Genomic DNA, 23,136 nt, shown 5'->3' with positions numbered 1-23,136 from the left:
CGAACCGCGCACGGCGCATGCGTGCCCGCCGAGCGAGCCGAGCGAAGCGAGGCCGGCGCATGAGTGACGGGGACACCCCGCGTCAGCCCCAGCACGGACAGGGCTGGGAGCCGCTGCCGCAGGGCGAGTACGACCAGGAGGCCACGGCCTTCGTCCAGCTGCCCGACGACCTGGAGGCGTACGGGCTGAACGGGGCGTACGGCGCGGGCGCGCACGGTGCCGGCGGCTACGCCTCCGGCGCGTACGGCGCGGCCATCTACGGGGCGCACGGCACGGCGGGCACACAGGGCGCGGGCGGTGCCGGCGAGGCGCACGGCGGATACGGCGTACCGGGCGCGGGCCACGAGGGCGAGGCCGGTGCGCCCGCCTACGGGTACGGCGCGGACCCGCTCGCGGCCCCCGGGCACGGCTACATCCCCCCGGACTACTTCCCGGCGGCGGGCGACGGCGCGGCCACGGGCACCGATGACGCGGCGGCCTCGCCGTACGTGTCCCCGGCGGGCGGCGCGAGCACGGACCCCGCCGCGACCGGCCAGTGGACCATGCCCTTCGTGGACCCGGCGGCGGACGCCCCGGCGGCCATGTCGTACGGCGGCGGGGCCCCGGCCGGCATGCCCGGCGGGGAGCAGCACGGCGCCGCCGGGCCCGGCGACGGCACCCACGATGCCGACGGGCCGGACACGGTGGAGTGGCCGGTCGCGGGCGCGGACGGGCAGCCGGGCGCGGACGGGACGTTCGGCGCGGGCGCCGGCCAGTGGGCGGTGCCCGCAGCCGGTGACGAGGTGCTGGAGGAGTCCGGCGAGTACCTGGTCGGCGACGACCGGCAGGGCCCGCACGGTGGCTACCCGGTCCAGGAGCCCGACCCGGCCCGCCGGACCATGCCCGGCACCCCGCAGCCCACCGGACACTGGGACTTCTCGGGCATCGGCACCCCGGCGGACGCGGCGGCACCCGGACCGGACACGGCCGCCGGAGCGGACGCGGCGGCCGACGGCCAGGGCCGGGACGGCGACGGCACCGGGGCCGGGCGCGCGGGCGAGGCGGGGCTGCCGCAGCCCGCCGGACCGCAGCACGTCGGCCCGTACCACGTGGGGCCGCACCCCGCGGCGCAGAACGCGATGCAGCAGGGCGCCTACGGGGCGAGCGACGCACCGGGGGCGCCCGGTGCCGCCGTGCAGTGGCCGCTTCCCGGTGACGCGCACGCAGCGCAGGGTTACACCGGCCACGCGCCGACGCCGCACGGCGTGCCCCCGGTGCAGGGCGAGCAGTGGCCGAGCCCCGGGCAGCAACCCCCTTCGTACCAGAGCCTGTTCGGCACGCCCGGTGGCGGTATGGCGGACGGCATCGCCCTCGCGGACGCCCTGGTCTCGGGTCGCCGGACCACCCCGAAGCCGCTGGCCGAGTCCGCGCCCGCCGAGCCCGGGACCGCACCGGCGGAGCCCGGGACCGTGCCCGCCGAGGACGGCCGTGCGGAGCCGGCGGACGCGCGTACGAACGCGGGGGCCGAGCGCGTGACGGCCCCGGCGGAGAGCGTGCCGGAGAGCCTGGAAGGTCCGGAGCGCCCGGAGGCGGCGCGGGACGGCGTGGCGGTTCCGGCCGACGGCGCACATGTCGATGCGCATGTCGACGTGCATGCCAACGGCGCGGCCCCTGAGGCGGACGCCGCGACGCGCCCTGAGGAGACCATCGCCGCAGAGCCCGAGGGCGCTCGTGCCGAGGCCCCTTCGGGTGCCGCGGTCGCCGCGCCCGAGGACGCGGCTGCCGCTCCGGAGGGGGCCGGGCCCGCCGAGGGGACGGCCCCTGCGGAGGGCGCAGTCCCTGTCGAGGGAGCGGCTCCCGTTGGAGAGCCCGCCGGGCCCGAGGAGCCGACCTCACCCGAGGCGGTCGCCCCTGAGGCGATTGCCCCCGAGCCTGTGGCTCCTGAGGCGGCCGAGGAGGTCGCTCCCGAGGCGCTCGCGGCCGGGACCGCTGCCTCCGAGGAATCGGCGGCATTCGACGCAGCGGCGGCAGCCGAGCCGTCCGAGGCGTCCGGCGAGGCGCCGGAGCAGGGGCCGGCCCCGGAGGACCGGGCGCCCGACGCTGCCGCGGCCGACGCGCCGGAGCTGCCGGAGACGCCGGCGCCGTCCGCAGAGGCCGGTTCCCCAGAGGCCGGCTCCCCGGCGGACCCCGCCGCGGCCGAGGCGGCCCCCGGGACCGAAACCGGCCCCGAGGCCGAGTCCGTCCCCGGGCCCGAGGCCGACGCCGACGCCGGTGCGGGCGCCGCCACGGACGCCACCTCTCAGGACGGCTCTCAGGACGACCGGGACGACCACGCATCGCGTACGTCCGAGGCACCCGAGGAGGCGCACGCCGCCTCTTCCGCGGTGGCCGCCCCGGAAGAGGCGCCCGCCGCTCCCGAAGCGGCGCACCCCGTGGCTCCCGAGGAGGCGACGACCGCAGCGCCTCCCGTGGACCCCTCTCCGCACGCCGACCTGGAGCACCCCCGTGCCTCCTACGTCCTGGCCGTGAACGGCATCGACCGCCCGGTCACGGACGCCTGGATCGGCGAGTCCCTGCTCTACGTGCTGCGCGAGCGGCTCGGCCTCGCGGGCGCCAAGGACGGCTGCTCCCAGGGCGAGTGCGGCGCCTGCTCCGTACAGGTCGACGGCCGCCTCGTGGCGTCCTGCCTGGTGCCCGCCGCGACCACGGCGGGCAGCGAGGTCCGTACGGTCGAGGGCCTGGCCAAGGACGGCACGCCGTCCGACGTGCAGCGCGCACTGGCCGCTTCCGGCGCCGTGCAGTGCGGCTTCTGCATCCCGGGCATGGCGATGACCGTGCACGACCTGCTGGAGGGCAACCACGCCCCCACCGAACTGCAGGCCCGCCAGGCGCTGTGCGGCAACCTCTGCCGCTGCTCCGGCTACCGCGGAGTCCTGGACGCCGTGCAGGAGGTCGCCACCGGCCGTGCCGAGGCGGCCCGGGCCGCCTCCGAGGCGCACGACGAGGAACTCGCCCAGCCGCAGGGCCAGGGGCACGGCCAGGACCGGGCACCGGAGCAGGCCCCGGACCAGCAGGAGCCGGCCGCCCGCATCCCGCACCAGGCGGGCCCGGCCGACCCCGGCGCGTACAACGGGGAGCAGTACGCGGAGGAGCAGTACGCCGACCCGGGGTACGCCGCGCAGGGGTACGCCGAGGAGCCGAACCCGGAGGCGGGGTACCCGGAGCAGCCGTACGGCGACGCCGCGGCCGACGCCGCTTCCTACGGGGAAGGGCAGCCCTACGACCACGGCCACGCGCAGGGCCACGACCACGGCCACGCGCACGGCACGGGTACCGAAGCCCTCCACGACGCCTCCGAAGGCCGGGGGTTCGCCACCCCCGAAGGCCTGCACCCGCACGGCCCCGAGGACACCCTCGACGGCCCGTCTCCGTACGCCGACCAGGCCGGCACCTACGCCGACGGGACGTACCCCGACGCCACGTACGCCGACAACGGTTACCCCGAGGGCGGCTACCCCGAAGGGGGCTACCCCGAGGGCGGGTACGCCGACGGCGGCACGTACCCCGAAGGCGTGCCCACGGCCGACCAGTACGCCACGCCCGGATTCACCGGCGACCCGTACGGCAGCGCCGATCCGTACGCCGGGACCGGTCCCGCGTACAACGGCGACCCGTACGCCACGCACGACTCCTACGGCCGGGACGCCCTCGCCGGACACGACTCCTACGGGCACGACGCCCTCGCCGGGCACGACTCGTACGGTCGCGACGCCCTCGGGGGCCAGGACGCGCTGGTCGAGGACCTGGACCCGGGTCTCGACCCGCACCCCGACCCCGCATCGCACCGCCGTCCCCACCACCCCCACGACCCGAACACCCAGGGCCCGGGGGCCGACCCGCAGTCGGGAGGCCTCGCATGACCGGCACGCACGAGGGCGCCGGCGCCGTCACCGTCACGGCCGCGCCCGGCACCGACCAGGCCACCGAGGCGGAGCCGCCGCCGCACGGTCTGGGCGTCTCGCTGCCGTCGGCCGACGCCCCCGCCAAGACCCAGGGCATCTTCCCGTACGCGGCCGACCTGTGGGCCGAGGGCCTGCTCTGGGCCGCGGTCCTGCGCTCCCCGCATCCCCGCGCCCGCATCCTCTCGATCGACACCAAGCACGCCGCCGAGATGCCGGGCGTACGGGCCGTCGTCACGCACGAGGACGTCCCCGGGGACGCCGGACACGGGCGCGGCACGCCCGACCGGCCCGTCTTCGCCAAGGACGAGGTGCGCCACCACGGCGAGCCGATCGCCGCGATCGCCGCCGACCACCCCGACACCGCCCGGCTCGCGGCCGCCGCGATCGCCGTCGAGTACGAGGTGCTGGAGCCGGTCACCGACCCCCAGCTGGCCTTCGAGGCCGAGCCGTTGCACCCGGACGGCAACCTCGTGCGGCACATCCCGCTGCGCTTCGGAGACCCCGAGGCGGCCGGCGAGGTGGTCGTCGAGGGGCTGTACCGGATCGGCCGCCAGGACCCGGCGCCCATCGGGGCCGAGGCCGGACTCGCGGTGCCTCGCCCGGACGGCGGGGTGGAGATCTACACCGCCGCCACCGACCCGCACACAGACCGCGACCTCGCCGCCGCCTGCTTCGGGCTGCCGCAGGACAAGGTCAAGATCGTGGTGACCGGCGTGCCCGGCGCGACCGCCGACCGCGAGGACCCCGGCATCCAGCTGCCGCTCGGCATGCTCGCGCTGCGCACGGGGTGCCCGGTCAAGCTCGCCGCGACCCGCGAGGAGTCCTTCCTCTCGCACGCCCACCGGCACCCGACCATCCTCCGGTACCGCCACCACGCCGACTCCGACGGCAAGCTGGTGAAGGTCGAGGCGCAGATCCTGATGGACGCGGGCGCGTACGCCGACACCTCGGCCGACGCGCTCGCCGCCGCCGTCTCCTTCGCCTGCGGCCCGTACGTCGTCCCGCACGCCTTCGTGGAGGGCTGGGCGGTCCGCACGAACAACCCGCCCGCCGGGCACCTGCGCGGCGAGGGCGCGATGCAGGTGTGCGCCGCGTACGAGGGCCAGATGGACAAGCTGGCGGCGAAGCTGGGCCTGGACCCGGCCGAGCTGCGGCTGCGCAACGCCATGGCCACCGGCGACATCCTCCCGACCTCCCAGACCGTCACCTGCCCGGCGCCGGTCGCCGAGCTGCTCCAGGCGGTCAAGGACGCCCCGCTCCCGGACCTGCCGAAGGACGCGCCGCAGGAGGAGTGGCTGCTGCCGGGCGGGCCGGAGGGCGCGAGCGATCCGTCCGCCGTGCGCCGCGGTGTCGGGTACGGCATCGGCATGGTGCACATGCTGGGCGCGGAGGGCGCTGACGAGGTCTCCACGGCCACGGTCAAGGTCAACGGCTCGGTGGCGACGGTGATCTGCGCCGCCGTCGAGACCGGCTCCGGCTTCTCCACGCTGGCCCGCCAGATCGTCCAGGAGACGCTCGGGGTCGAAGAGGTGCACGTCGCCGCCGTCGATACCGACCAGCCGCCGGCCGGCGGTGCCTGCCACAGCCGCCACACGTGGGTCTCGGGCGGAGCGGTGGAGCGGGCCGCGAAGATGGTCCGCACGCAGCTCCTCCAGCCCCTCGCCCACAAGTTCGGCATGTCCACCGAACTCCTCCAGATCGCCGACGGAAAGATCACCTCGTACGACGGCGTGCTCAGCACCACCGTCGCCGAGGCGCTGGACGGCAAGGAGCTGTGGGCCACGGCGCAGTGCCGCCCGCACCCCACCGAGCCGCTGGACGACACCGGTCAGGGCGACGCCTTCGTGGGCCTCGCCTTCTGCGCGATCCGCTGCGTCGCCGACGTCGACATCGAGCTGGGCACGATCCGCGTCGTCGAGCTGTCCGTCGCCCAGGACGTCGGCCGGGTACTGAACCCCGCCCAGCTGCGCGCGCGCATCGAGGCGGGCGTCACGCAGGGCCTGGGTGCCGCCCTGATGGAGAACCTCCGCACCACCCGCGGCCTGGTCCGCCATCCGGACCTGACCGGCTACCCGCTGCCGACCTCCCTCGACGCCCCGGACATCCGCATCGTCAAGCTCATCGAGGAGCGCGACGTGGTGGCCCCGTTCGGTGCCAAGCCGGTCTCCGCGGCCCCGGTCGTCGCGGCCCCGGCGGCGGTGGCCTCGGCCGTCCGCGCCGCCACCGGCCGCCCGATAGGCCGCCTCCCCATCCGCCCGCAGGCAGCGGCCCTGACCCCGCTGACGTAACTCGCAGGCACCAGGACCACCCCGGGAGACGCGGGAACGGGGCTATCCGGCCCCGTCACCGCCCCCCTCGCCGCCCGGCGCCGGCTCCCCGGCCCCGGGCCGGTGCGGCTCCTCCCCGGCGGCCTCCTGGGCCACCTCGGCCTCCCGCCGGTCCTTGTCCGCCTTCTCCAGCTCGTCCTTGTCGACCCCGTCCACAGCCTCAGCACTGGACCCACCGGGCCCGTACGTCTCGCCCATCACACACTCCTCACGAGCGACAACATCTCGTCCAGCCACTGAGTACCGCGCTCCGCCGCCCTTCATGTCCGGCCGTCCGCAATCACCCCGGAGCAGGGACACACGAAAGGGCGGCGCCCGCCGGGGGCGCCGCCCTTTCGTTCTGCCTGTTCAGACAGTCCGAGGCCGTGGCGGGAATCGAACCCGCGTAACTCGCTTTGCAGGCGAGTCCCTGAACCACTCGGGCACACGGCCGGGGGTTGGTGCGTGCAAGGAGAGTAGGCAGGGGGGCGGGGGAGGGGGCAAGGGATCGGGGGCGGGTGCCATGCGGTTGTCATGCGGGGCAACACGGCGTTCACGCAAGGGGTCAGGGGAGGGGGGCCTCGGCTGTGTGGAGGAAGGTTTCGACCAGGGCGCTGAAGCGGTCCGGGTCGTCGACCCAGGGGTAGTGGCCGACCAGGTGGAGGGGGCGCAGCTGCGCGTGCGGGAAGGAGGCGGCGACCAGTTCGCCGGCGCGCATGCCGGAGAGGGCGTCGCGGTCGCCGGTGACGACCAGGACGGGGCAGGTCACGTCGCGGAGGGCGGTCAGCAGGGCCGCGCGGGCGGTGTCGTCGACGGCCTGCCAGAAGCCGGCGCGGGGCACGGGGTTGAGCTGGTCGCCCTCGGCCGCGGCGTGGGCGCGCTGGGGTTCGTCCCAGTGGCCGTACGCCAAGGGGGCGGCGCGGCGGAGGAGGTCCCGTACCTCGTCCATGTCTCCGGTCTCGGCGAGCCGCTGGACGGCGACCGAGGCGTCGGGCCACCACTCCTCGTGGGCGCGGGACTCGAAGATCTCCCGGGCGTCGTCGGGGAGTTCGCCCTGGAGGCGCGAGCCGGGGGCGACCAGGACCAGGCGGCTCAGCCGGTCCGGGTGGCCGGCCGCGTACGCCTGCGCGGTGGCCGCGGCGGCGCTGTGCGCGAGGAGGGCGAAGCGTTCCAGGCCGAGGTGGGCGCGGAGCGCCTCCAGGTCCTCGGCGAGGCGGGGGAAGGCGTACGCGGCCGGGTCCTCGGCGGCCGGTGAGGCGCCCGTGCCGCGGCTGTCCGGGAGGATCAGCCGGCGGTCCGCGTCGAGACCGCCCAGGCCGCCGAGGTAGGCGGCGTCCCGGGCGGGGCCGCCGGCCAGGCAGACCAGGGGAGGGAGCCCGGAGTCGGCCTCGTCGGGGCCGAGCACGCGGTAGTGCAGTTCGGTGCCGTCGTAGGAGCGGTACTGGTACGAGCGGGAGCGGGACATGGGGGAAGTGTGCCGGATCGGGCGGGCGAACCGGTGCGACGACCGGTGCGGCGGCCGTATGACGACCGCGGCGGCGGCCGTGTGACGGCCCGCGCGTCGTAGGTCCAGCGGCGGAGCGGAATTCGGGCGAACGACAGGGGTGTACGCCGCGCGTGCGCCTTACTGTGGCGAAATGACCGCCGCTGACCCGCGCGACAGTGACGTCGCCGTCCCCGATGCCCAGGCCCCCGGGGCCATGCCCGTCCCCGCCCCCGAGCCCGCCGAAGGCGGCGTGCTCGGCCGTGCACACCGTGCGCTCACCCTCGGGATCATCTCCGTCGTCTCGCTCATCGCGTTCGAGGCGAGCGCGGTGAACACCGCGATGCCGGTGGCGGCGCGGGCGTTGGACGGGATCGAGCTGTACGCGTTCGCGTTCTCCGCGTACTTCACGGCGAGCCTGTTCTCGATGGCGCTGTCGGGCGCCTGGTGCGACCGGAACGGGCCGCTCGCGCCGCTGTTCAGCGGGATCTTCACCTTCGGCGGCGGGCTGGTGCTGGCGGGTGCCGCGCCGACGATGTGGACGTTCGTCGCGGGGCGCGCGGTGCAGGGGCTCGGCGGCGGGCTGGTGATCGTCGCGCTGTACGTGGTCGTGAGCCGCGCGTACCCGGAGCGGCTGCGGCCCGCCGTCCTCGCGTCGTTCTCGGCGGCCTGGGTGCTGCCGGTGATCGTCGGCCCCGTCGTCTCGGGGACGGTCACCGAGCACCTGGGGTGGCGGTGGGTCTTCCTCTCCATACCGGTGCTGGTGCTGCTGCCGCTCGCCGTCATGCTCCCGGCCCTGCGCAAGCTGCCCCGTACGGCGGACGGCGCGGCGTCGCTGGACCGCCGCCGCATCCTCCTCGCGCTCGCCGTGGCCGGCGGTGCCGGACTGCTCCAGTACGCCGGGCAGGACCTGCGCCCGGTCGCGCTGCTGCCCGCCGCGGCCGGGCTGGCGCTGCTCGTCCCCGCGGTGCTCCGGCTGCTCCCCGGGGGCACGTTCCGGGCGGTGCGCGGGCTGCCGTCCGTGGTGCTGATCCGCGGGCTCGCGGCGGGTTCGCTGCTGGCCGCGGAGAGCTTCGTGCCGCTGATGCTGGTCACCCAGCGCGGGCTGAGCCCGACGCTGGCCGGGCTCTCGCTCACCGGCGGCGGCCTGACCTGGGCGCTCGGCTCGTACACGCAGAGCCGTCCGCGCCTGGAGCCGTACCGCGAGCGGCTGATGTGCCTCGGCATGCTCCTGATGGCCCTGGCCGTCGCCCTGTTGCCCCTGGCGCTCATCGAGACGGTGCCGGCCGCCGTCGTGGCGTTCTCCTGGGTCGTCGCCGGGTTCGGCATGGGGCTGACCATCTCCAGCGGCAGCGTGCTGCTGCTGAAGCTGTCGCGCCCCGAGGACGCGGGCCGCAACTCCGCCTCCCTCCAGGTCTCCGACGCGCTGGGCAACATCGTCTTCGTCGGCGTGGCCGGCATCCTCTTCGTCGCGTTCGGCGGGGGCGCGGTCGCCACGGCTCACCCCGGCACGCACACCGGTGCTTCCACCGTCGCGCACCCGGCCGCCTTCGCCGCCGTCTTCGCCACGATGTCCCTGGTCGCGATGGTGGGCGCGTACGTGGCGACCCGGCTGCGGCCCGCGCCGGAAGCGGAACCTGCGACCGGACCGGCGGCCGGACCCGCACCCGGACCGTGAATGTGAGCTGAGTCGCACCCGCTCCGCCGCCCGGCCGGAATTCCGCGACGGGCCGGACGGCACGGGTACCCTGACGCGGTTGCCGATCGCCGAGCCAGCCGACGGAGACCGTGAGTACTACCACCAGCGCCATGAACAACCAGCACCTGTCCCCGGCCTTCCCGGGACGGGCCCCCTGGGGTACCGCGAACAAGCTGCGCGCCTGGCAGCAGGGCGCGATGGACAGGTACATCGAGACCCAGCCCCGGGACTTCCTCGCGGTCGCGACCCCGGGCGCGGGCAAGACCACCTTCGCGCTCACCCTCGCCTCGTGGCTGCTGCACCACCACGTCGTGCAGCAGGTCACCGTGGTCGCGCCCACCGAGCACCTCAAGAAGCAGTGGGCGGAGGCGGCCGCCCGGCTGGGCATCAAGCTGGACCCGGAGTACAGCGCGGGGCCGCTGAGCCGCGAGTACCACGGCGTCGCCGTGACGTACGCGGGCGTGGGCGTCCGGCCGATGCTGCACCGCAACCGCGTCGAGCAGCGCAAGACGCTGGTGATCCTCGACGAGATCCACCACGCCGGTGACTCCAGGTCGTGGGGCGAGGCGTGCCAGGAGGCCTTCGAGCCGGCGACCCGGCGGCTCGCGCTGACCGGTACGCCCTTCCGGTCGGACACCAACCCGATCCCCTTCGTGACGTACGAGGAGGGGAACGACGGCATCCGGCGCAGCTCGGCGGATTACACCTACGGCTACGGCAACGCGCTGGCCGACGGGGTCGTCCGGCCCGTCATCTTCATGTCCTACAGCGGCAACATGCGCTGGCGGACCAAGGCCGGCGACGAGATCGCGGCGCGGCTGGGCGAGCCGATGACCAAGGACGCCGTCTCGCAGGCCTGGCGCACCGCGCTGGACCCGCGCGGCGAGTGGATGCCGAACGTGCTGCGCGCCGCCGACCAGCGGCTGTCGGAGGTCAGGAAGTCCATCCCGGACGCCGGTGCGCTGGTCATCGCCTCCGACCAGGAGCAGGCCCGCGCGTACGCCAAGCTGATCCGGGAGATAACGGGGAACAAGGCGACGCTCGTCCTCTCCGACGACACCGGCGCCTCGCAGCGCATCGACGACTTCTCCGGGTCCGAGGACCGCTGGATGGTCGCGGTCCGGATGGTGTCCGAGGGCGTCGACGTGCCGCGGCTGGCGGTCGGCGTGTACGCCACGACGATCTCGACGCCGCTGTTCTTCGCGCAGGCCGTGGGCCGTTTCGTGCGGTCCCGGCGGCGCGGCGAGACGGCCTCGGTGTTCCTGCCGACCGTGCCCATGCTGCTCGGCTTCGCCAACGAGATGGAGGTCGAGCGCGACCACGTGCTCGACAAGCCGAAGAAGGACAGCGAGGAAGACCCGTACGCCGAGTCCGAGAAGGAGATGGACGAGGCGAACAAGGAGCAGGACGAGGACACCGGCGAGCAGGAGCAGTTCTCCTTCGAGGCGCTGGAGTCCGACGCGGTCTTCGACCGGGTGCTCTACAACAGCGCCGAGTTCGGCATGCAGGCGCACGCGGGCAGCGAGGAGGAGCAGGACTACCTCGGCATCCCCGGCCTGCTGGAGCCGGACCAGGTGCAGATGCTGCTCCAGAAGCGGCAGGCCCGGCAGATCGCGCACAGCAAGAAGCGGCCGGCCGAGGAGGCCGACCTGCTGGAGCTGCCCGCCGAGCGGCGCCCCGTGGTCACGCACAAGGAGCTGCTGGAGCTGCGGAAGCAGCTGAACACGCTGGTCGGTGCGTACGTCCACCAGAGCGGCAAGCCGCACGGCGTGATCCACAACGAGCTGCGCCGGGTGTGCGGCGGGCCGCCGAGCGCGGAGGCCACCGCCGGGCAGATCCGGGAGCGGATCAAGAAGGTCCAGGAGTGGGCCACGCGGATGCGCTGAGCCGCGCCGCGCGTACGCGGGTGTGCAGGGCGGTCCCCGAGCGGGGCCGCCCTCCTTCTTTTACCGGCACCGAGTGCCGTCACGCCAGGATCAATGGGGATAGAGCGGGCAGCTGCGACCGGATTCTGGACGGACTCTTCCGCTGACCGGACTGGATCGCTACTGTCCCCGTCACGAACACGCCCCGTGGCAGCGCCGCCGCGGAGCGCAGCCGGTGCCAGAACCGGCGGCCTCGTCAGCGCTGCCGTGGGACCGGCAGGGCGACCTCCCCGTAGAGCCAGAGCCGCCACTCACCCGAGGAGGAGGCGTCGTGACCGCGGAGACCTCCCAGACGCTCGACCGAGGACTGCGGGTCCTCAAGCTGCTCGCCGACACCGACCACGGCCTCACCGTCACCGAGCTCTCCCACAAGCTCGGGGTGAACCGGACCGTGGTCTACCGTCTGCTGGCCACCCTGGAGCAGCACGCGCTGGTCCGCCGGGACATCGGCGGCCGGGCCAGGGTCGGCCTGGGCGTGCTGCGCCTGGGCCGGCAGGTGCACCCCCTGGTGCGCGAGGCGGCGCTGCCCGCGCTGCGCTCACTGGCCGAGGACCTCGGCGCCACCGCCCACCTCACGCTCGTCGACGGCACCGAAGCGCTGGCCGTCGCCGTCGTCGAACCGACCTGGACGGACTACCACGTCGCCTACCGGGCCGGCTTCCGGCACCCGCTGGACCGCGGGGCCGCCGGCCGCGCCATCCTGCAGGCCCGCCAGGGACACACGGAGGGCGACGGGCTCGCGCTGACCCACGGCGAGCTGGAGGCCGGGGCGAGCGGGGCGGCTGCACCGCTGCTCGGGGTGAGCGGCATCGAGGGCAGCGTCGGCGTGGTGCTGCTCGCCGACACCGTGCCCGAGCGGGTCGGCGCCCGGGTGGTCGCGGCGGCCAAGGAGGTCGCGGAGGCGCTGCGGTGACGTACGGAACCCCGTACGTCCCGTCCGTACGGACGGGACCCTCCCGCGGCCGTGCACCGCGCCGCGGTGGGATCTTCGGTACGGAGGTCATCTAGGGTGGCGGGGTGTCTTCTCGCGCCCGCACCCTGGCGGTCTGCTCCGCCCTCGTCATCGCGCTCCTCGCCGTTGCCGCCTTTGTGCCGCTGCCGTTCTCGATCGCCTATCCGGGACCGGCCGCGAACGTCCTCGGCGAGCACAAGGGCGAACCGGTCATCACCGTCCACGGCGCCAAGGCCCGCAAGACCAGCGGCGAGCTGCGGATGACGGCCATCGTGGCCACCGGGCCGCAGGTCTCCGCGCGTCTGCCGGAGGTGCTGAAGGCCTGGTTCCGGCGGGACGAGGCCGTGATGCCGCGCGACACGGTGTACCCGGTCGGGGACAACACCGAAGAGGTGGCGAAGCACAACGCGGCACAGATGAAGGAGTCGCAGGACGCTGCGGTCGGCGCGGCCCTGCGCTACCTGCACCGCTCCCCGAAGGACGTGCGGGTGGACCTGGAGCTGGCGGACGTCGGCGGCCCGAGCGCCGGACTGCTCTTCACGCTCGGCATCATCGACACCATCGACGGGGACGGCGCCGGCCACGACCTGACCGGCGGCCGCTCCATCGCCGGCACCGGCACGATCACCACCGACGGGAAGATCGGCCCGGTCGGCGGCGTGGCGCTCAAGACGCAGGCCGCGCACCGCGAGGGCGCGAAGTACTTCCTGGTGCCGAAGGACGAGTGCTCCGACGCCCGCGCCAACCTCCCCGAGGACATGCGGCTGATCCCCGTCACCACGCTCTCCGGCACGGTGGACACGCTCAAGGCCCTGAACTCCGGCGGCAAGGTGCCCAGCTGCTGATCGGCGGCCGGCGGCCCGGCCGGACCGGCCGGGCACCCCGCCACCCACCACGGGCGGCCGGTCAGTCCTTCGCCTTGATGAACCCCTCCGACTCCAGCCAGTCCTTGGCGACCTCGTGCGGGTCCTCGCCGTCCACGTCGACCTTGCCGTTCAGCCGCTGCGCCACCTTGTTGTTCAGCGCCTTGGTGATCGGCGCGAGCACGTCGGCGATGGCCGGGTACTTCTTCATCGTCGGCGCGTACATCTGCGGCGCCGCGTTGTAGTTCGGGAAGAAGTGCTTGTCGTCCGCGAGCGTCTTCAGGCCCATCGCCTGGATGCGTCCGTCGGTCGTGTAGACCTCGCCGAAGGTGCAGGTGCCGCCCTTCTTGACCTGGGTGTAGATCACGCCGGCCGACATCCGCTTGATGTTCCCCGACGGGATCTTCAGGCCGTACTTCTTCACCATGCCGGGAAGGCCGTCGTTGCGGGTGGCGAACTCGTTCTCCACGCACAGCGTGACGGCGTCCGGGTTCTTCTTCAGCATCCCGGCCAGGTCCGAGAGGTTCGAGACACCGTACTTCTTCTGGTCGGACGGCAGGAGCGCCAGCGCGTAGGTGTTGTTCAGCTCCGAGTACGGGAGCCAGACCAGGTTCTTCTTCTTGTCGGCGGCCTTCACCGCCTCCCACTGCTTGCGCTCGTCGGGGATGGGCTCGGTGTTGCCGAGGTAGGTGATCCAGCTCGTGCCGGTGTACTCGTAACTGCCGTCGGCCGTGCCGGAGGTCACCGCCTCGCGGGCGCCGATCGAGCCCTGGATGTTGGTCTTGTCCACGACCGTGGCGCCGGCCGCCTTCAGGGCCAGGCCCATGATCTGGCCGAGCACGATCTGCTCGGTGAACTCCTTGGACGTGACGGTCAGCTGCGCGCCCTTCAACGGCTGTCCCTCGTAGCCCGCGTCCTTGCCGGGCTTGACCTCGTCGGTCATCGGGCTGCCGCTGACCAGGCCGCAGCCGCCGAGCGCGAGCGCCGCGAGCAGCGTCCCGGCCATTGCTGCCAGTGCGGTGGTCCGGTGCGTACGCCGGTTCCCCATCAGGTCGTCCCCTCCAGGCCGCGCGGCCGCAGCAGCAGTTCGGCGAGCGATGCCAGCCAGTCGACCAGCAGGGCGAGCGCCACGGTCAGTACGGAGCCCAGGATCAGTACCGGCATGCGCTGGGTGACGATCCCGGCCGAGATCAGGTCGCCCAGGCCCCCGCCGCCGCCGAACGTGGCGAGGGTGGCGGTGCCGACGTTCAGGACCAGCGCGTTGCGCACGCCGGCCAGGATCAGCGGTACCGCCAGCGGCAGCTCGACCTTGGTGAGCACGCCCATCGGTGACATGCCGACGCCGCGGGCCGCCTCGGTGAGGGTGGGGTCGATGGCCTGGAGTCCGGCGATGGTGTTGGCGAGCACCGGCAGCACGGCGTAGATGATCATGCCGATGATCGCGGCCCTGGGGCCCACGCCGAGCCAGATGACCAGCAGCACCAGCAGGCCCAGGGCCGGGATGGCCTGGCCGAGGTTGGCCAGGGCCACCGCCGCCGGGGTCGCCTTCCGCAGCTTCGCCCGGGTCAGCGCGATGCCCAGCGGGATCGCGATGATCAGTACGAAGAAGGTGGAGACCGCCGTGAGATAGATGTGCTGGCGCAACGCCATCCACACCTTGCCGTCGTCGACCGCTTGGTGGGCGATGGAGTCCAGGTGCGCGCCGCGGAACCACAGCCAGGTGGCGATCAGCGCCACGATCAGCACGAACGGCAGGAAGGTGGCCTTCTGCCAGGTGATCCGGCGCGGCGGCCGCGACGGCGGGGCCGGCGGCTCCTCCTCGCGTTCGCCGCCGCGTACCTCGTCCCGGAAGGCCAGCCCCATGACGTCGTGCTCGCCCGGCGGCCGGCCGTCCCGCCGGTTCTCCTCGCGCGGGCTCATGCCGAGGCCCCGCGGGCGTCGGTGCCCTCCTGCTCCCGGCGGGTCTGCTGGTGGCGCTGCTCCTCCAGCTCGTGCCGGTGCTCGATGGCGTCCATCCGGTCCGCCTCCAGCAGCTCGTGCACGCTGTTCATCAGCGTCTCCACGTCGACGACGCCGGTGTACTCGCCGCGCCGCCCGGTGACCGCGACGCGGCCGGCGTTGTCGGTGAGCACGGCCTCCAGGGCGTCCCGCAGCGTGGCGTCCCGGGTGACCGTGTCGTGCACGAGCGTGCCGGCCCGCGCGAGCGAGCCCTTGGCGAGCGTGACGTCGCCGCGGCGCAGCCATTTGTACGGCCGGTTGTGCCGGTCCAGCAGCAGCAGTTCGTTGCTGGCGCCGTCGCGCAGCTTGTCGAAGATGGACTGCAGCGGGTCCTCGATGGTGGCGGTGGGGAAGTCGACGACCTCCACGTCGCGGACGCGCGTGAGGTTCAGGCGCTTCAGGGCCGCGCCCGCGCCGACGAAGCCGGAGACGAAGTCGTCGGTGGGGTTGGTGAGGATGGCCTCGGGGGTGTCGAACTGGGCGATGTGCGAGCGTTCGCGCAGGACGGCGATGCGGTCGCCGAGCTTGATGGCCTCGTCGAAGTCGTGGGTGACGAAGACGATCGTCTTGTGCAGCTCGTGCTGGAGCCGGATCAGCTCGTCCTGGAGGTGGTCGCGGGTGATCGGGTCGACCGCGCCGAACGGTTCGTCCATCAGGAGTACCGGAGGGTCGGCGGCGAGCGCGCGGGCCACGCCGACGCGCTGCTGCTGGCCGCCGGAGAGCTGGCGGGGGTAGCGGCCGTGGAACTCGCGCGGGTCCAGGCCGACCAGGTCCAGCATCTCCTCGACCCGGCTCTTGATCTTCGTCCGGGACCAGCCGATCATCTTCGGCACCAGGGCGATGTTCTGGGCCACCGTCATGTGCGGGAAGAGCCCGGAGGACTGGATGGCGTACCCGACCTTGCGGCGGAGCCGCACCGGGTCGATGTTCGTGACGTCCTCGTCGCCGATGGTGATGCGGCCCGAGGTGGGCTCGATCAGCCGGTTGATCATCTTCAGCGTGGTGGACTTGCCGCACCCGGAGGGCCCGACGAGGATCACGATCTCGCCGGCCTTGATGTCCATGGTGACGTTGTCCACGGCCGGGACCGCGCCGCCCGCGTAGCGCTTGGTGAGGTTCTCCAGCTGAATGGCGGCGCCCGTGGTGGTTTGCTCAGGCACGGATCCCCCTGGGGATGGTCAGGCGTCCGATGAGTACGTACGCGGCGTCGAAGAGGAGCGCGAGGATCACGATGCCGAGGGTCCCCGCGAGGACCTGGTTCAGCGCATTGGCGCTGCCCAGGGAGGCGATGCCGCGGAAGATCTCGTTGCCCAGGCCGGGGCCCGAGGCGAACGCGGCGATCGCGGCGATGCCCATGAGCATCTGGGTGGCGACCCGGATGCCGGTCAGGATCGGCGGCCAGGCGAGCGGAAGTTCGACCTTGAGCAGCCGGGCGACCCGGGACATCCCGATGCCCTTCGCCGCGTCGACCAGCGTGGGGTCCACCCCGCGCAGGCCGACGACGGCGTTCCGGACGATCGGCAGCAGCCCGTAGAGCGTGAGGGCGACGACCGTGGGCGCGACGCCCAGGCCGACGATGGGGATGAGCAGGCCGATCATGGCCAGCGAGGGGACGGTCAGGATCGTGGCCGTCGCGGTGGTGGCGAGGTTGCCCATCCACTCGCTGCGATAGGTGAGGACGCCGACGAGCACCCCGATGAGGGTGGCGAGAACCATGCACTGGAACACCGCACTGGCGTGCTGATACGTATCGATCAGCAGCTGGGTGTGCCGGCCTGCGACGTACTCCCAGAAGCTCACTCGGGGTCTCCTCGTTCAGTCCCCCGACGCCTGTTGCACCAGGGGGATGATGCGCAGGCGGACCGGATTTTCCATGACAATCGCAGTCGAAGCCCGCATGATGCCATCAAAGCCGACAACTCGGTCGATGACACGTTGTAGATCGGCGTTGGAACGTGCAACCAATCTGCAGAGCATGTCCCCATGTCCTGTCGTTGTATGCAGCTCAAGCACCTCAGGGACGGTTGCCAAATGATTACGAACGTCGGCGCCTTGCCCCTGTTTGATCTCAAGCGTGGCGAAAGCGGTCACCGGATATCCGAGCGCCGCCGGATCCACATCGGGGCCGAATCCCCGGATCACTCCATTCGACTGAAGGCGGTCCAGTCGCGCCTGCACCGTGCCGCGCGCCACGCCCAGCCGGCGGGACGCCTCCAGTACGCCGATGCGCGGTTCCGCCGCGAGCAGTTCGATGAGCCGCCCGTCCAGCCGGTCGATCGCCATGTGCCGCCTCTCCATGGGGGTGAAGATGGTCAGGATGTACAGATCGCTCGACGATACCGGTGAGTCAGGGGTCATGTTGTCCAGTCGGAACGCAAACTATTGCGCACCTTGTGGTTCAGAGAGAGCCTGCCGCCATGACTGAGACCATCGATCATTCACCTGGTACGGCAGCGCAGGCGGACCCCTTCCCGGTGAAGGGGATGGACGCCGTCGTCTTCGCCGTCGGCAACGCCAAGCAGGCAGCGCACTACTACGCCACCGCCTTCGGCATGAAGCGGGTCGCCTATTCGGGTCCGGAGAACGGCAGCCGGGAGACCGCCTCCTACGTCCTGGAGTCCGGCGGTGCCCGCTTCGTCTTCACCTCCGTCGTCAAGCCCACGACGGAGTGGGGCCGCTTCCTCGCCGACCACGTCGCCGAGCACGGTGACGGCGTGATCGACCTGGCCATCGAGGTCCCCGACGCCCGTGCCGCGTACGCCTACGCGGTCGAGCACGGCGCGCGCGGCATCGAGGAGCCGTACGAGGCCAAGGACGAGCACGGCACGGTCGTGCGCGCGGTCATCGCGACGTACGGCAAGACCCGGCACACCCTGGTCGAGCGTTCCGGTTACGACGGCCCGTACCTGCCGGGCTTCGTCGCGGCCGCCCCCATCGTCGAGCCCCCGGCGAAACGGTTCTTCCAGGCGATCGACCACTGCGTCGGCAACGTCGAGCTCGGCAGGATGAACGAGTGGGTGGCCTTCTACAACAAGGTCATGGGCTTCACGAACATGAAGGAGTTCGTCGGTGACGACATCGCCACCGAGTACTCCGCGCTGATGTCCAAGGTCGTCGCGGACGGCACCCGCAAGGTGAAGTTCCCGATCAACGAGCCCGCGATCGCGAAGAAGAAGTCGCAGATCGACGAGTACCTGGAGTTCTACGGCGGCGCCGGCGTCCAGCACATCGCGCTCGCCACCAACGACATCGTCGCCACGGTGCGCTCGATGCGCGCGGCCGGCGTGGAGTTCCTGGACACCCCCGACTCGTACTACGACACGCTCGGCGACTGGGCGGGCGAGACCCGGGTCCCGGTGGAGACGCTGCGCGAGCTGAAGATCCTCGTCGACCGCGACGAGGACGGCTACCTGCTGCAGATCTTCACCAAGCCGGTCCAGGACCGCCCGACCGTCTTCTTCGAGATGATCGAGCGGCACGGCTCGCTCGGCTTCGGAAAGGGCAACTTCAAGGCCCTCTTCGAGGCGATCGAGCGCGAGCAGGAGAAGCGCGGCAACCTGTGACCCCGCGCCCGGGCCCGGGTGTTCCGCCCGGGCCCGGCCGGAGCGCGGCGTACGACGGAAAATCACTTCCACGATCTTCCGTGTATGCAACATAGATGCAAGGCTGACGCCATGGACCTCATCGCACAGCTGCGCAGCGGACTCCCCGAAGAGGCGGTCCTCACCGACCCCGACGTCACCGGCTCCTACGCCAACGACATGGCCAGCTTCTGCGAGGCCGGCGTCCCCGCCGTCGTCGTCCTGCCGCGCACCGTCGAGCAGGTCCAGCACGTCATGCGCACTGCCACCGAGCTGCGCGTCCCCGTCGTCCCGCAGGGCTCCCGCACCGGCCTGTCCGGTGCCGCCAACGCCTCCGACGGCTGCATCGTCCTCTCCCTCACCAAGATGGACCGGATCCTGGAGATCAACCCCGTCGACCGGATCGCGGTCGTGGAGCCCGGCGTCATCAACGCCACCCTCTCCCGGGCCGTGAACGAGCACGGGCTGTACTACCCGCCGGACCCCTCCAGCTGGGAGATGTGCTCCATCGGCGGCAACATCGGCACCGCGTCCGGCGGCCTGTGCTGCGTGAAGTACGGCGTCACCGCCGAGTACGTGCTCGGCCTGGACGTGGTGCTCGCCGACGGCCGGCTGCTGCAGACCGGCCGCCGCACCGCCAAGGGCGTCGCCGGCTACGACCTCACCCGGCTCTTCGTCGGCTCCGAGGGCAGCCTCGGCATCGTCGTGCGCGCCGTCCTCTCGCTCCGGCCCGAGCCGCCGCAGCAGCTCGCGCTGGCAGCGGAGTTCCCCTCCACGGACGCCGCGTGCGCCGCGGTCTGCGAGATCATGGCCCGCGGCCACGCCCCCTCGCTGCTGGAGCTGATGGACCGTACGAGCATCCGCGCGGTCAACGCCATGGCCAACATGGGCCTCCCGGACTCCACCGAGGCGCTGCTGCTCGCCGCCTTCGACAGCCCTGACCCGTCCGCCGAACTGGCCGCGGTCGGCGCCATCTGCGAGGAGGCGGGCGCCACCGAGGTCGTCCCCGCCGAGACGGCCGCCGAGTCCGACCTGCTGCTCCAGGCCCGCCGGCTCACCCTCACCGCCCTCGAAGCGGTGAAGACGGCCACGATGATCGACGACGTGTGCGTACCCCGCTCCAAGCTCGCCGACCTGCTCAACGGCTGCGCCGCCATCGCCGAGAAGTACGACCTCACCATCGGCGTCTGCGCGCACGCGGGCGACGGCAACACCCACCCCACCGTCTGCTTCGACGCCGCCGACCCCGACGAGTCCCGGCGGGCCCGCGAGTCCTTCGACGAGATCATGGGCCTCGGCCTGGAGCTGGGCGGCACGATCACCGGCGAACACGGCGTCGGCATACTGAAGAAGGAGTGGCTGGCCCGCGAACTGGGCCCGGTCTCCCTGGAGATGCACCGGGGCATCAAGCAGGTCTTCGACCCGCACAACCTGTTGAACCCGGGAAAGGTCTTCTGACGGCCCGCGCCGGGGGCCGGTGTCGGTGCCGGGACGTACAGTCCTGGCATGAATGACGTACTGACGTGGGTGGCGCTGGTCCTCGCCCTCCTGCTGCTGGTCAACTCCTTCTCCGACATGCGCGCCAAGCGGCTGGAGCGGCGCCTCCGGGAGACCGAGCACCGCCTGGACCTCCTCCTGGCGCACCACGGCATCGTGGACGACCGCCCCGAGCTGGCCGAGATCGACGACCTGATCCGCCGCGACCGCAAGGTCGAGGCGATCAAGCGGTACCGGCAGCTGACGGGCGCCGGCCTGGTGGAGGCCAAGGAGGCGGTCGAGGCGCGCATACGCTGACCGGCGCTCGCCTGGCCCTGGCGCGCTCACGGGCGGAGGATGGGCGCGACGACCGTCCACCGCCGGATCAGCCGGACGCAGGGAGCGAGAGCGCCGATGGCACCCACCGCAGAACCCGCAGCGAAGAGCAGGGAGTACGACGTCGTGGTGCTGGGCGCGGGCCCGGTCGGCGAGAACGTCGCCGACCGCGCGCACGCACTCGGGCTGAGCGCAGTGATCGTGGAGAGCGAACTGGTCGGCGGCGAGTGCTCGTACTGGGCCTGCATGCCGTCCAAGGCGCTGCTGCGCCCGGTCACCGCGCGCGCCGACGCCCGCCGGGTCCCCGGACTGCCCGAGGCCGCGGGCGGACCGCTCGACGCCCGCGCCGTGTTCGCCCACCGCGACGCCTTCACCTCGCACTGGAAGGACGACGGCCAGGTCGAGTGGCTGGACTCGGCCGGCATCGACCTCGTACGCGGCAAGGGCCGGCTGGCGGGGCCCGGGCGGGTGACCGTCGACGGCGGCACCGAGCTGATCGCCCGGCACGCCGTCGCGGTCTGCACGGGCAGCCGGGCGGCCCTCCCCGACCTGCCGGGACTGGCCACCGCGCGCCCGTGGACCAGCCGCGAGGCGACCAGCGCGCAGACGGTGCCGGGCCGCCTCGCGGTGGTCGGCGGCGGTGTGGTCGCCGTGGAGATGGCGACCGCCTTCCAGGCGCTCGGCTCCCGGGTCACGATGCTGGTACGCGGCTCCGGACTGCTGGCCCGGATGGAGCCGTTCGCCGGCGAGCTGGTCGCCGAGGCACTGCGCGAGGCCGGCGCCGACCTCCGGTGGCACACCTCCGTCGAGGAGGTGCACCGCCCTGACCCGGACGGCCCCGTCACCCTCACCCTGGGCGGCGGTGAGCGGATCGAGGCCGACGAGGTGCTCTTCGCCACCGGGCGCGCGCCGCGCACCGACGACCTGGGCCTGGAGACCGTGGGCCTGGAGCCGGGCGGCCGGCTGGACGTGGACGACAGCTGCCGGGTCACGGGCGTCGACGGGGGCTGGCTGTACGCGGTCGGCGACGTCAACCACCGGGCGCTCCTGACCCACCAGGGCAAGTACCAGGCCCGGATCGCGGGCGCCGCCATCGCGGCCCGCGCCCAGGGCGAGCCGGGGCTCGACACCGGCCGCTGGGGCGCGCACGCCGCGACCGCCGACACCGCCGCCGTCCCGCAGGTCGTCTTCACCGACCCCGAGGCGGCCTCGGTCGGGCTGACCGCCGAGGAGGCCGGGCGCGCGGGGCACCGCGTCCGCAGCGTCGACGTCGACCTGGGCGGCGTGGCGGGCGCGAGTCTGTACGCCGACGGATACCGCGGCCGCGCCCGGATGGTCGTCGACCTGGACCGCGAGGTGCTGCTCGGCGTGACGTTCGTCGGCCCGGGCGTCGGTGAGCTGCTCCATTCGGCGACCGTCGCCGTGGCCGGCGAAGTGCCGCTGTCCCGCCTGTGGCACGCCGTGCCCGCGTACCCGACGATCAGCGAGGTGTGGCTGCGGCTGCTGGAGACCTACCGGGGCTGAGCCGCCGGTCGGCACCCGTACGGCACCCGTACGGCAGCCATGGGCCGGTGGCACGGGCGACGGCAGCGCCCTGCCCCGGCCGCGTACGGGGCCGGGTGGCCCCGCGGCTCAGTCGAGTTCCGGGTAGCCGGTCATGACGGCGGCCAGCCGCAGATGGGGGGCGGCCTCGGCGGGCCGCCCCTGGCGCTGGAGAGTACGGCCCAGCATCAGCCGGGCGTAGCTCTCGACCGGGTCCCGGTCCAGGACCGCGCGCAGCTCCGTCTCCGCGCGCCAGAGCCGCGCGGAGTGGTAGTAGGCGCGGGCCAGCAGCAGCCGCGGCGCGACCTGCTCGGGTACCTCGGCGACGAGGCCTTCGAGGATCTGCGCCGCGGTGGTGTAGTCCTTGGCGTCGAAGAAGAGTCCCGCACGGTCCCAGCGCTCGGCGGGGGAGCCGTGCGTGTAGTACGTCTCGGTCATGGTCTCGGCAACGCCCCGAGGTGGTTGAACATTCCACCAAGGTCGGCGGGGTGCCGTCCGCCCTAGGCGCCGCTCTCCGGCGACTCGTCCGACGGCCAGGGGTCCAGCAGCCACAGGTCGTCCCGCGCGGCCGGTGCCAGCAGCTCCCTCAGCCCTTTGTCGATCCCCAGGTGCTCCTCCTCGGTGCCCGGCGGCACCAGCCGCAGCGTGCGCTCCAGCCACGCCGACACCGCGGTGGCCGGCGCCTCCAGCAGCGCGTCCCCGTCCGGGGAACTCAGCGCCATGCAGACCAAACTGCGCCCCTCGACCTTGGTCGGCCACACCCGCACGTCGCCGTGCCCGCACGGCCGGAACACCCCCTCCACCATCAACTCGCGGGCGAACGTCCAGTTGACGGGGGCGTCGGATCCGATGTGGAAGGCGACGTGTACGGCGTAGGGGTCGTCGGTCCGGTAGGTGAGCCGGGCGGGCACCGCGACGCTGCGCTCCGGCGACAGCACCAGACCCAGTTCCAGCTCTCGTTCCACCACGGTGTGCATGAGTCACGCCTCTCTACGTTCCGGTGCGGGCACCCCGTGAGCAACCGCCCGCACAGG

At 73.2% G+C, this 23,136-nt stretch carries 19 protein-coding genes and 1 tRNA gene; 10 read left to right on the top strand and 10 right to left on the bottom strand.

Features of this window, described 5'->3' with window-relative positions; translation table 11 throughout:
- Positions 1-59 precede the first annotated feature (59 nt).
- Both ACZ6WH_RS29075 and ACZ6WH_RS29070 read left to right on the top strand, forming a co-directional pair.
- Positions 60-3,899 carry a 2Fe-2S iron-sulfur cluster-binding protein gene (locus ACZ6WH_RS29075; protein ID WP_469731876.1) on the top strand — a complete coding sequence of 1,280 codons (3,840 nt, stop codon included), beginning with the start codon at positions 60-62 and terminating at the stop codon, positions 3,897-3,899.
- Complete coding sequence (locus ACZ6WH_RS29070) at positions 3,896-6,229, top strand: xanthine dehydrogenase family protein molybdopterin-binding subunit (RefSeq protein ID WP_469731875.1); 2,334 nt, start codon at positions 3,896-3,898, stop codon at positions 6,227-6,229. The genes ACZ6WH_RS29075 and ACZ6WH_RS29070 overlap by 4 nt, the downstream gene beginning before the upstream one ends.
- 42 nt (positions 6,230-6,271) lie before the next feature.
- On the opposite strand, the gene ACZ6WH_RS29065 is transcribed toward ACZ6WH_RS29070, so the two are convergent.
- The 3 genes from ACZ6WH_RS29065 to ACZ6WH_RS29055 form a co-directional block, all read right to left on the bottom strand.
- A complete protein-coding gene (locus ACZ6WH_RS29065; protein WP_469731874.1) occupies positions 6,272-6,466 on the bottom strand; it encodes a hypothetical protein in 195 nt (64 codons plus the stop codon).
- Between the two features lie 162 nt (positions 6,467-6,628).
- Positions 6,629-6,700: transfer RNA gene (locus ACZ6WH_RS29060), tRNA-Cys, on the bottom strand.
- 112 nt (positions 6,701-6,812) lie between these two features.
- A complete protein-coding gene (locus ACZ6WH_RS29055; RefSeq protein ID WP_469731872.1) occupies positions 6,813-7,712 on the bottom strand; it encodes an alpha/beta fold hydrolase in 900 nt (299 codons plus the stop codon).
- A 172-nt stretch (positions 7,713-7,884) separates the two neighbouring features.
- On the opposite strand from ACZ6WH_RS29055, the gene ACZ6WH_RS29050 reads away from it, so the two are divergent.
- From ACZ6WH_RS29050 to ACZ6WH_RS29035, 4 genes are all read left to right on the top strand, one after another.
- On the top strand, positions 7,885-9,408 hold the full coding sequence (locus ACZ6WH_RS29050; protein ID WP_469731870.1) for an MFS transporter: 1,524 nt from the start codon (positions 7,885-7,887) through the stop codon (positions 9,406-9,408).
- 131 nt (positions 9,409-9,539) lie between these two features.
- Positions 9,540-11,315, top strand: coding sequence for a DEAD/DEAH box helicase (locus ACZ6WH_RS29045; RefSeq protein WP_469731868.1), 1,776 nt, complete (start codon positions 9,540-9,542; stop codon positions 11,313-11,315).
- Between the two features lie 310 nt (positions 11,316-11,625).
- Positions 11,626-12,267 (top strand): IclR family transcriptional regulator, encoded by a 642-nt coding sequence (locus ACZ6WH_RS29040; RefSeq protein ID WP_432854983.1) that lies wholly within the window; start codon positions 11,626-11,628, stop codon positions 12,265-12,267.
- Between the two features lie 104 nt (positions 12,268-12,371).
- The gene (locus ACZ6WH_RS29035) at positions 12,372-13,151 is read left to right on the top strand and encodes a YlbL family protein (protein WP_469731866.1); all 780 of its coding nucleotides are present in this window, start codon (positions 12,372-12,374) and stop codon (positions 13,149-13,151) included.
- A gap of 61 nt (positions 13,152-13,212) precedes the next feature.
- Here the strand turns inward: ACZ6WH_RS29035 and ACZ6WH_RS29030 are convergent, their stop codons facing one another.
- Genes ACZ6WH_RS29030 through ACZ6WH_RS29010 form a run of 5 tightly spaced genes read right to left on the bottom strand, consistent with a single transcriptional unit; the run spans position 13,213 to position 17,450 of the window.
- On the bottom strand, positions 13,213-14,217 hold the full coding sequence (locus tag ACZ6WH_RS29030) for a glycine betaine ABC transporter substrate-binding protein (RefSeq protein WP_469731864.1): 1,005 nt from the start codon (positions 14,215-14,217) through the stop codon (positions 13,213-13,215).
- Entirely contained in the window at positions 14,217-15,089 is an 873-nt protein-coding gene (locus tag ACZ6WH_RS29025; protein ID WP_469731862.1) for an ABC transporter permease, read from the bottom strand. The genes ACZ6WH_RS29030 and ACZ6WH_RS29025 overlap by 1 nt, the downstream gene beginning before the upstream one ends.
- On the bottom strand, positions 15,086-16,327 hold the full coding sequence (locus ACZ6WH_RS29020) for an ABC transporter ATP-binding protein (RefSeq protein ID WP_432854971.1): 1,242 nt from the start codon (positions 16,325-16,327) through the stop codon (positions 15,086-15,088). The genes ACZ6WH_RS29025 and ACZ6WH_RS29020 overlap by 4 nt, the downstream gene beginning before the upstream one ends.
- A complete protein-coding gene (locus tag ACZ6WH_RS29015; RefSeq protein WP_361562639.1) occupies positions 16,320-16,967 on the bottom strand; it encodes an ABC transporter permease in 648 nt (215 codons plus the stop codon). Before ACZ6WH_RS29015 ends, ACZ6WH_RS29020 begins: the two co-directional genes overlap by 8 nt.
- 15 nt (positions 16,968-16,982) lie before the next feature.
- Positions 16,983-17,450 (bottom strand): Lrp/AsnC family transcriptional regulator, encoded by a 468-nt coding sequence (locus ACZ6WH_RS29010; RefSeq protein ID WP_030614406.1) that lies wholly within the window; start codon positions 17,448-17,450, stop codon positions 16,983-16,985.
- A gap of 134 nt (positions 17,451-17,584) precedes the next feature.
- Here ACZ6WH_RS29010 and hppD point away from each other — a divergent pair, with 134 nt between their 5' ends.
- From hppD to ACZ6WH_RS28990, 4 genes are all read left to right on the top strand, one after another.
- Entirely contained in the window at positions 17,585-18,730 is a 1,146-nt protein-coding gene (gene hppD, locus ACZ6WH_RS29005) for a 4-hydroxyphenylpyruvate dioxygenase (RefSeq protein WP_469731859.1), read from the top strand.
- Between the two features lie 111 nt (positions 18,731-18,841).
- Positions 18,842-20,206, top strand: coding sequence for an FAD-binding oxidoreductase (locus tag ACZ6WH_RS29000; protein ID WP_469731857.1), 1,365 nt, complete (start codon positions 18,842-18,844; stop codon positions 20,204-20,206).
- A gap of 48 nt (positions 20,207-20,254) precedes the next feature.
- Positions 20,255-20,542 (top strand): ribosomal protein L7/L12, encoded by a 288-nt coding sequence (locus tag ACZ6WH_RS28995; RefSeq protein ID WP_432854958.1) that lies wholly within the window; start codon positions 20,255-20,257, stop codon positions 20,540-20,542.
- A 96-nt stretch (positions 20,543-20,638) separates the two neighbouring features.
- Positions 20,639-22,084: a dihydrolipoyl dehydrogenase family protein gene (locus ACZ6WH_RS28990; RefSeq protein ID WP_469731855.1), complete on the top strand. Its 1,446-nt coding sequence runs from the start codon at positions 20,639-20,641 to the stop codon at positions 22,082-22,084.
- A gap of 108 nt (positions 22,085-22,192) precedes the next feature.
- Here ACZ6WH_RS28990 and ACZ6WH_RS28985 read toward each other — a convergent pair whose 3' ends face one another.
- Both ACZ6WH_RS28985 and ACZ6WH_RS28980 read right to left on the bottom strand, forming a co-directional pair.
- Positions 22,193-22,540 carry a tetratricopeptide repeat protein gene (locus tag ACZ6WH_RS28985; protein WP_469731853.1) on the bottom strand — a complete coding sequence of 116 codons (348 nt, stop codon included), beginning with the start codon at positions 22,538-22,540 and terminating at the stop codon, positions 22,193-22,195.
- 62 nt (positions 22,541-22,602) lie between these two features.
- Positions 22,603-23,079, bottom strand: a complete 477-nt coding sequence (locus tag ACZ6WH_RS28980) for an SsgA family sporulation/cell division regulator (RefSeq protein ID WP_432854949.1) — start codon at positions 23,077-23,079, stop codon at positions 22,603-22,605.
- Positions 23,080-23,136 lie beyond the last annotated feature (57 nt).

The organism is Streptomyces sp. NPDC050806, from assembly GCF_055586425.1.
The sequence above is the reverse complement of the archived record's forward strand: the minus strand, read 5'-3'. Positions and strand labels throughout refer to the sequence as shown.

What these genes read in the sequence shown, in the direction of transcription:
- ACZ6WH_RS29010 (WP_030614406.1), bottom strand. Translation starts at nt 17,450, where the DNA reads ATGGCGATCGACCGGCTGGACGGGCGGCTCATCGAACTGCTCGCGGCG.
- ACZ6WH_RS28980 (WP_432854949.1), bottom strand. Translation starts at nt 23,079, where the DNA reads ATGCACACCGTGGTGGAACGAGAGCTGGAACTGGGTCTGGTGCTGTCG.
- ACZ6WH_RS29000 (WP_469731857.1), top strand. Translation starts at nt 18,842, where the DNA reads ATGGACCTCATCGCACAGCTGCGCAGCGGACTCCCCGAAGAGGCGGTC.
- ACZ6WH_RS29045 (WP_469731868.1), top strand. Translation starts at nt 9,540, where the DNA reads ATGAACAACCAGCACCTGTCCCCGGCCTTCCCGGGACGGGCCCCCTGG.
- ACZ6WH_RS28985 (WP_469731853.1), bottom strand. Translation starts at nt 22,540, where the DNA reads ATGACCGAGACGTACTACACGCACGGCTCCCCCGCCGAGCGCTGGGAC.
- ACZ6WH_RS28990 (WP_469731855.1), top strand. Translation starts at nt 20,639, where the DNA reads ATGGCACCCACCGCAGAACCCGCAGCGAAGAGCAGGGAGTACGACGTC.
- ACZ6WH_RS29050 (WP_469731870.1), top strand. Translation starts at nt 7,885, where the DNA reads ATGACCGCCGCTGACCCGCGCGACAGTGACGTCGCCGTCCCCGATGCC.
- ACZ6WH_RS29030 (WP_469731864.1), bottom strand. Translation starts at nt 14,217, where the DNA reads ATGGGGAACCGGCGTACGCACCGGACCACCGCACTGGCAGCAATGGCC.
- ACZ6WH_RS28995 (WP_432854958.1), top strand. Translation starts at nt 20,255, where the DNA reads ATGAATGACGTACTGACGTGGGTGGCGCTGGTCCTCGCCCTCCTGCTG.
- ACZ6WH_RS29075 (WP_469731876.1), top strand. Translation starts at nt 60, where the DNA reads ATGAGTGACGGGGACACCCCGCGTCAGCCCCAGCACGGACAGGGCTGG.
- ACZ6WH_RS29025 (WP_469731862.1), bottom strand. Translation starts at nt 15,089, where the DNA reads ATGAGCCCGCGCGAGGAGAACCGGCGGGACGGCCGGCCGCCGGGCGAG.
- ACZ6WH_RS29070 (WP_469731875.1), top strand. Translation starts at nt 3,896, where the DNA reads ATGACCGGCACGCACGAGGGCGCCGGCGCCGTCACCGTCACGGCCGCG.
- ACZ6WH_RS29055 (WP_469731872.1), bottom strand. Translation starts at nt 7,712, where the DNA reads ATGTCCCGCTCCCGCTCGTACCAGTACCGCTCCTACGACGGCACCGAA.
- hppD (WP_469731859.1), top strand. Translation starts at nt 17,585, where the DNA reads ATGACTGAGACCATCGATCATTCACCTGGTACGGCAGCGCAGGCGGAC.
- ACZ6WH_RS29065 (WP_469731874.1), bottom strand. Translation starts at nt 6,466, where the DNA reads ATGGGCGAGACGTACGGGCCCGGTGGGTCCAGTGCTGAGGCTGTGGAC.